This window comes from Polyangium sp. 15x6 (genome assembly GCF_029960785.1).
Taxonomy (GTDB): domain Bacteria; phylum Myxococcota_A; class Polyangia; order Polyangiales; family Polyangiaceae; genus Polyangium.
On sequence record NZ_JASBQE010000122.1, the window covers coordinates 25268 to 33183 of the forward strand.

The 7916-nt window shown below is 69.4% G+C and carries 4 protein-coding genes; 2 read left to right on the plus strand and 2 right to left on the minus strand.

The window, feature by feature from the left end; translation table 11 throughout:
* Nucleotides 1–20 precede the first annotated feature (20 nt).
* Nucleotides 21–4445, minus strand: coding sequence for a translocation/assembly module TamB domain-containing protein (locus QHF83_RS46540; protein WP_282424593.1), 4425 nt, complete (start codon nt 4443–4445; stop codon nt 21–23).
* 158 nt (nt 4446–4603) lie between these two features.
* On the opposite strand from QHF83_RS46540, the gene QHF83_RS46545 reads away from it, so the two are divergent.
* Nucleotides 4604–6307: a MopE-related protein gene (locus tag QHF83_RS46545; RefSeq protein WP_282424594.1), complete on the plus strand. Its 1704-nt coding sequence runs from the start codon at nt 4604–4606 to the stop codon at nt 6305–6307.
* A 72-nt stretch (nt 6308–6379) separates the two neighbouring features.
* On the opposite strand, the gene QHF83_RS46550 is transcribed toward QHF83_RS46545, so the two are convergent.
* Entirely contained in the window at nt 6380–7438 is a 1059-nt protein-coding gene (locus tag QHF83_RS46550; RefSeq protein ID WP_282424595.1) for an endonuclease/exonuclease/phosphatase family protein, read from the minus strand.
* A 248-nt stretch (nt 7439–7686) separates the two neighbouring features.
* Between QHF83_RS46550 and QHF83_RS46555 the strand changes: the two genes are divergently transcribed.
* Nucleotides 7687–7916 (plus strand): hypothetical protein (locus QHF83_RS46555; protein WP_282424596.1); only part of this gene is annotated, 230 nt, incomplete at its 3' end.

Sequence of the window (7916 nt, forward strand, 5' to 3'; positions counted from 1 at the left end):
AAACCCCGGCGAGACGCCCTTTATTCGAACTCGAGCCGCCAGCGCAAATCGGCGCCGAGGTTACCGAGCGGCGAGGCCGAGACGTCGTTCGTGTTGTCGTATGCGCCCTGCACGATGACGCGTTTGCCGAGGCGCCACTCGATGCTCGAGCGGACTTCGCGGTTCTCGGTGATGCCCGTCGTCACGGTGGCGCGCACGTCCTCCGTGATGCGCTTGCCGAGCGTGACCGTGGGCTCGGTGCGGCCCGTGCGCGACGAGTACGACGTGCCGAACCGGAACTCGTCGATGAGCGGCACGATCGTCTTCACGGCCTTGTCTGCGCCGGTCAGCGCGGCGAGCGCTTCGAGGCCTACGGTCTCGCCGAGGGACGACGCGAGCCCGCGATCCATCTCGGCTCGCGTGAGGCCGAGCGTCAACAAGAGGACGATGTCCTCCTGCCCGAGCGGCGGATCACTCGTGAGGTCGAGCTTCACGTTCTCCTGATCGCCGTGGGCGTAGAGGTTGATGCGCCACTGCTGCCCGAGCGTCGCCGTCGCCGCTGCGCTCGTGCTCGTGTCCGCCGGCGCCGTGCCCGCGGCGCTCGTCGCTGCGTAGCGCCGATATTCGGTCTGCGCGCGCAGATCGATCCGCGGCACGAGACGCAGCGGATCGTCGAACCGAACCGAGCCTTCGCGCACCGTGAACTCGCTGTTTCGCAGCCGCAGCTTCGAGTCCGGCAGGATGCGCAGGTTGCCCCGCGCGCCGTAACGCTGGTTCGTCCCGGAGAGCGCGAGCCCCGGCGGCGTCACTTCGAGCAGCATGTCGACGAGCCCGTTCGAGAAGCGCATCGGCCGCGGTGAGACCACGTTCACGTCGAAGCGCAGCGCGTCGTTCTTCGGGTCGTACGTCTCCACCGCGGTGCGCTTCGGCCCGCCTGCGAGCTGGTTCAGATCGAGGCTCAGCGCGATCGGCCGCGAGTACGTGAACGACGTCAGCGACACCGTCCCCTTCACCTCGGGCAGATTCTTCTCCGCGCGCTCCTCGTCGGACGTGCTTGGCCGGAACGTCGCGGCGAGATCGGCGTCCGCGGTCAGGTTGATGCCATCGCCGAGCGGCATCTTCACGCCGCGCGCGACGATCGAGGCCTCGGCCGTGCCGAGTTCGAAGCCTCGGATCGGCATGCGCCCCGTCAAGCTCACCTCGCCGCCGCCGACCTTCGCCGCGCCGCGCAGGATGCGCACCTCGCTGTTCGTCACCGCGACGTCCACCTCGACGTCGTCGATCGACACGGGCAAACCTCGCAGCGCGAGCTCGCCGCCGCGCAGCCGCGCCGAACCTCCGTACCGCAGCGCGTTCGTCGTGCCCTGCACCCGCAGGTTCGCCTCGAGCGACCCCTTCGCCCGCGAGACCTGCGGCATGTCCGCGGACAAACGCCCGAGATCGAGCGGCCCCACGCGCAGCCCCACGTCGAACTCCGGCGCGGTCACGAGCCTCTGCACGCGGCCGCCGAGCGCGATCGGCGCCGACAGACCCGAGCCACTCTGCACCACGAGATCGAGATCGGGCAGCGCGAGCGTGTTGTTCTGCACGACGATCGGCCCCGGCGTCCCGCGCAGCGACACGCGCCGCCCGCCGCGTTCGAGATCGAGCCCCGTCAGCGCCACGACCACGTCGCTCTTCGCGAGATCGTCGAGCGGCAGACGCCGGATCTCGAGCGCCGCGTCGAGGCTCCCGTGCGGCGGGGGGGCGCTGAAGGCGACGCCGGGGATCAGGTTCGCGAGCGTGCCGAGATCGAGCCCGCGCGTCGTGAGCTTGCCCGTCACGACCTTGTGCTTCTGGCGCGTGATGCGCACGTCCTCGAGCGCGAGTTGCCCGCCCGCGAGCATCCCGTCGACGCGGAACGTGCCCGCGGACGTGTCCCTTTCGAACTCGGCCCGATCGAAGGGCCCCGAGCGCGGGTTGCCGCAGCGCGTCCAGCCGTTCGTCTTCACCTGCGTGCTCTCGGATCCCATCAGCACGCGGAGCTCGGACGACGGCAGCGACGAGGGCCCGATCCGGATCGGCGAGATCTGCACGTCGGCCTGCGCTTCGAGCTGGCTCACCGTCCCCGAGATGTTCGCGATCGCCGAGATCGAGCCGTCGAGCGGCTTGCCCATGCGGCCGAGCGCGTCGAGGTGATCGATCGGGATCCCCGTGGCGATCGCCTGCCCCGACACACGCCCGCCCGGACGAATCGACACGGTCGCGAGCAGCGAGCCCGAGCCCTTGCGCAGGCTCGCCGCGTGCACGTCGAGGTTCATCCCCGCGGCGCCCGCCTCGCGATCTTCCCAGTCGAGATCCACGTCGACGTCGCCGTCGGAATACTTCTCGCCGAAGAGCGCCACCTCTTCGAGGTGCATCTTCGTCTTCACGCGCAGGCGGCCCGCGCCGCAGCGATCCTCGGGCCCGCCGACCACGAAGTGCACACGCGCCGTTCCGCTCGCGTTGCCGTCGATGTCGGCGAAGCGCGGATCGTCGTCGAGGTGCACGACCCGGTAGAAGTCGTGGAGCCAGAGGTGCGGCGCGGCCTGCGTGTCGATCTCCGCGTCGACCACCACGTTCGGCCCCGCGTCGAAGTCGATGTGCACCTCGGGCGCGCGGATCTTGCTGTCGCCCTTGCGCAGGTGCACGTCGGCGAGGCGCAGATCGAACGGCTCGAAGAACACGCGCGCGCTCTCCACGTCACCGAACGAGAACGCCGCGAACTCGAAGCCCTTGATCGATGCGTCGGCCTCGATCTTCGGCCGCGTGAACGGCCCGCGCGCCGCGGCCGTGATCTCCGCGATCCCCGCGATCGGGATGTTCTTGAGCGGCGAGATCTCCGACAGATCGACGTGCGATCCCTTCGCGATCTCGATGTCGAGGAAGCTCTTGAAGAACAGCTTTACCGTGGTGTGGAGCTCCGACTTCGGCGTCTCGATCGACACGTCGTCGAGCACGATCCCCGTCGGACGCACACGGAACGCGCCGCGCAGCTTGCCCTCGGCCACGCCCATCATGTGCCCGCGCGCGGGATCCGTCGTGGGTTTGTCGAAGACCTCGAAGTTCCGCGTCGTGAACTCCATGGGCCCGTCGAGCGAGAGCGGCGAGAGCGTCCCGCCGAACCGCTCGAAGTGACCGCGCTCGAGGTGCCACGCTACGTGCGCCTGCGGGTGCACGCCGAGATCCCGGAGCAGCCCCGGGAACTGGATGTCGCGCAGCTCGATCGGACCCGCGTTGAGCGGCGCGCCCGGCGCGAAGGGCTCGATCTTCACGTCGGCGATCGTCCCCGTCCCGTCGGCCCACCCGAGCTCGATCTTCGACACGCGCACCACGTCCTCGGCGATCGACACCTCGCCCTCGAACGTCGACGCGAAGACCTTGCCCGACAGCCCCGGCCGATTCGCCTCGATGCGCCCCACCACGCGCGGCAGCGTGGACTTGCCGTCGTGCTCGACCTCCACGTCGAGCCCCACCGCGCCCGTGAGCCACGGCGTGTCCACGAAGCGATGCGCGATCGGCACCGGCAGCCGCGTCCGCACGCGGCCACGAAACGCCGGCATCGCGAGCGGCGCCCCGCCTTTCGGTAGCTCCACGCGCAGCGCGCCGAGCTCGAGCTCCACCGAGCGCCAGTCGTCCTTCCCGAGCTCGCACCCCGGGCTCGTCTCCGCGTCCGGATCGAGATCCGCCGCGCCGAGCAGCCGGAGCCGTCGGACGAGCAGCCCCTCCGCGTCGACGCGCACGCGCGTGTCGAGCCGGCAGATCACGTCCTCGTCGACCATGTCTTCGTCGGGTCGACCGGGCATGGGGTGCGTCCGGACGATCGTGCTTTTTCCGGCGCGGAGCGCGATCTCGAAGGCTCCGTCGTCCTCCGCGGACACGTCCACGTCGACCTCGCTCGTCACGACGTGAACGCCCTCGACGAGCGCGTCGATCCGCGCGTCCGTCACGGCGAGCGACGAGAACGGGGCGCGCGTCTTCTCGGCCGACGGCTGCGAGGCCGGCAGCTGGAGCGTGAGGTTCTTGAGCGCGCCGCCCTCGACGACGGCGCGGATCCGCGGCCCGAGCACCTCGACCTCGCCCACGTCGAGCTGCCCGTCGAGCAGGGAGAACACCCGCGGACGAACGCTGACCCGCTCCACCGAGAGCACGGGTGCGCCGCCGTCGGTCGCGTCGACGACCAGCTCTTCGAGATCGATCGCCATCGGCCAGGCCTGCACGGCGACCTGGTAACGCGCGACGACGCCGAGCTCCCGTTCGATGAGCGCCGCCGTCTCGCGCGCGGCCCACGCGCGCACGGGGCCTGTTCGCACGAGCGCGCCGAGGACGAGCGGGATGGCCCCGACCAGGGCAAACAGCACGCAGAGCGCGATGGCGAAGGCGCGGCCGACGTCGCGACGCCCGCGTTTCCGCGTGCGTTTGTTCGTCGGGGCGCTGCCGGAAGCCATGACGCCGAGCTTACCTCAGGCCTGTCCCCCGTGCCGGGATCACCGTTCGCGAGGCCCTTCAGCGCTTTACGTGGCTCGAGAATCCTGGAAACATCCGGCTGTCTTGCGTGCGAGGTCCGGGTGCGCGTGTGCTCGGCCTCGTGTTGTTCGGAGGGCCGATGCGATCGACGATCCCCGCCACGCTGGTGGCGCTTGGCTGCTTGGCAATTCATGCGTTCGGCTGCGCGGGCGGCACGGACGAAACCACGGGGGCGGGACAAGGCGGCACTGCCGGGGTGGGCGGCACCGGCGGCCAGGGCGGCGCCGGCGGCCAGGGCGGCGCCGGCGGCGCGATGTGCACGCCGACCGACGAGAAGTGCGACGGCCTGGACAACGACTGCGACCAGGAAGTCGACGAGGACTGCCCCTGCGTCCAGGGACAAACGCAGTCCTGCTACTCGGGCGCCGAGGGCACGCAGGGCGTCGGCCCTTGCACCGCGGGCCAGCAGACGTGTGATCTGAGTGGCAAGTGGAGCAAGTGCGCGGGCGAGGTCGTGCCGAAGACGCAGGAGACCTGCAACGGCATCGACGACAACTGCAACGGCGCCGTCGACGACATGCCGCCGACGACCTGCGGCTTCGGCGCCTGCCAGGTCACGGTCGTGACTTGCGAAAACGGCCAGCTGACCGAGTGCATCCCGCTGCCGCCCTCGCTCGAGATCTGCGACGGCCTCGACAACGACTGTGATCAGATTCCCGACGACTCCTTCCCGGAGAAGGGCAAGAGCTGCACGTCCTCGCTGCTCGGCGCCTGCGCCAAGGGCAAGTACGCCTGCACGAGCGGCGAGCTCGTCTGCGTGCCCGACGTCACGCCCGTCCCCGAGACCTGCAACGGCGTCGACGACGACTGCGACGGCACGACGGACGAGGACATCCCGGGCACGGGCGGCCAGTGCGGCACGGGCCTGGTCGGCGCCTGTGCGAACGGCGCGATCGCGTGCAACGGCAGCACCATCGATTGCTTCCCGGTCACCCCGCAATCGCCCGAGAAGTGCAACGGCATCGACGACGACTGCGACGGCGTGGTCGACGAGAACAACCCGGAGGGCGGCGTTTCCTGCCAGACGGGCCAATCGGGCGGCTGCTCGAGCGGCACGATGAAGTGCGCGAGCGGCGCGCTCGTCTGCGAGCCGAACTCGGCGGCGACCCCCGAGCAATGCAACGGCATCGACGAGAACTGCAACGGCCTCATCGACGAGGGCAACCCGGGCGGCGGCGTCGCGTGCGCCTGCGGCGGCACGACGGCGTGCTCGGGCGGCCAGCTCCTCTGCACGGGCGGCCCGAAGATGTACCTCTTCGAGGATTTCGCCGACGCCCCGGGCTGGACCCTCGGGCAGGAGTGGGAGATCAATGCGGCCATCGGCGGCAGCTGCACGAACTTGAGCGCCACCCACAACGATCCCGCGACCGATACCTCGGCATCGGCCGACAACAAGATCGCGGGCGTCGTCATCGGCGGCTGCTCGACGAGCTCGCAGAGCGCGACGACGCACGGCTACTACTACCTGACGAGCCCGGCCTTCGACGCCTCGGCGGCGCCCGGCGTCTACCTCCAGTTCCAGCGCTGGCTGAACAGCGACGTGACGCCGTTCATGAACAATGTCATCGAGGTGTTCAACGGCACGGCCTGGGTCCAGGTCTGGCAGAGCGGCAGCTCCGCTTCGACGGCGTCCTCGTGGACGAAGGTCTCCTACGATCTTTCCTCGTACAAGAACGCCAACATGCGTATTCGCTGGGGCTTCAACATCGCCTCGACGCTGGTCTATCCGTACGCCTCGTGGAACATCGACGACGTCATCGTCTCGGAGACGCTTTGCCCGTGACGTTTCCCGAGAGGTAGCCCGGCGACGCTCCGCGTCGCGGCGCATCACCGGGGCTTTCCTCTCGTATCCCCGCTACTTCACGCCATAGGTCGCCACGACGGGGGCATGGTCCGTCGCCGCGTCGACGTCATCGCCGTGGCGAATGGTCACCGACGCCTGATCGAGCATCCCCGCGAGCAGCGGATTCGACATCTGGTGGTCCACGAGCTCCAGCGTTCCCTGATAATCGTACGTCCATCGATCGTTTGTCGGGACGAAATCTGGCGCATTCGTGTATGTCCCGTCCCCCTCGCCCATGACGGCGAGGTGCGGCGGCGAGCCCGGCGTGTCATTGAAATCGCCCAGCACCAGCACCGCCCGTGACGGGTCCTCCTTCACGAGTGCATTCGCGATCGCGCGCGTGCGTTGCGCCTCCGCGAGACGCTTGTTCGGATTGTCGTCCTCCTTCGCCTTGAAATGCACCCCGAGGAGCACGATCTTTCGCCCGTTGTAGGTCAGGTGGTACTCGGGGCAGTCGCGCGAGAATCGATACGTCGGCCCCACCGTCCCGTTCAGCGGGAATTGCTCGTCCTTGTGCGAGACCACCTGGTCGATCGGCAGCTTCGATAGAATCGCGATGTCAATGCCGCGCGGATCGTTCCCATCCACGATCCCGATGCTCGTGTATTTCCCTCCGAGCTCGTTCTGCACGAGGTCCGACAGCGACGCCTCGTTCTCCACCTCCTGGAGCACCACCACGTCCGCGTCGATCGCCGAGAGCACCACGCCGATCTCCTTCCGATGGGCCACGTATTGCGCCGTCGTCCGCACCACCTCGTCCACCGCGGCGCTGTCGTTCTTGTCGTTCAGGTAATTGCGCACGTTCCAGTTGACGACGCGCAGCGGCATCGGATCTTTCGGCGCCCCTCCGCCGCTCCCGCCCGCTCCGCCGGCTCCGCCGCTCCCGCCGCCCCCGCCGGCGTCGCCGCCCGAGCCGCCCTCCCGGACGCGGCCATCCTGTCCGCATCCACCGCTCGAAAGCACGAGCAGCGCTGCGGCGAGCGCGCCGCTCGCCGTGAGCCTTCCCGCGCGGGCGAGGCCTGTCCATCCACCAAAACGAGAGCCTTGGGACCTAGAAGAAGCATGCAACATGCGCTCAGTGTCCCGTCGCCATTCCGGCGCGGCAAGTCCCGCGTCGTTTCTCGGCTTCCTCGACGTGGTCAGGTCCGCGACCATCCCCCGCCACTTTGCGCGAGGGGTTGTCGGATCGCCGTTCGGGGCCGGCTGGGCGCGCGGACAATGAATGCAAAGGGCGGCTCCCTTTCTTTACAGGATCGCCCGGCCCATGCGACGATCGCTTTTGACCCGGGCATTTGCCCGGGCGCTTGCAGGAGTCGGGCATGCGAAATATCACGCGCGTCACGCTGGTCGCCGGCGTATTTTCTCTCGTCCTCGGCGCAGCCGTCGCGGGCTGCAACGGGGAAGGATCCAACACGAGCACCGGCACCCTGGGGGCGGGAGGCGCCGCCGGCAATGGGGGCTCGGGCGGCACGGCGGGCGCAGGGGGCGCGGGCGGCGTCCAGGGCCCGGGCGGCGCGGGCGGCGTCGGCGGCATCGGCGGGCAAGGCGG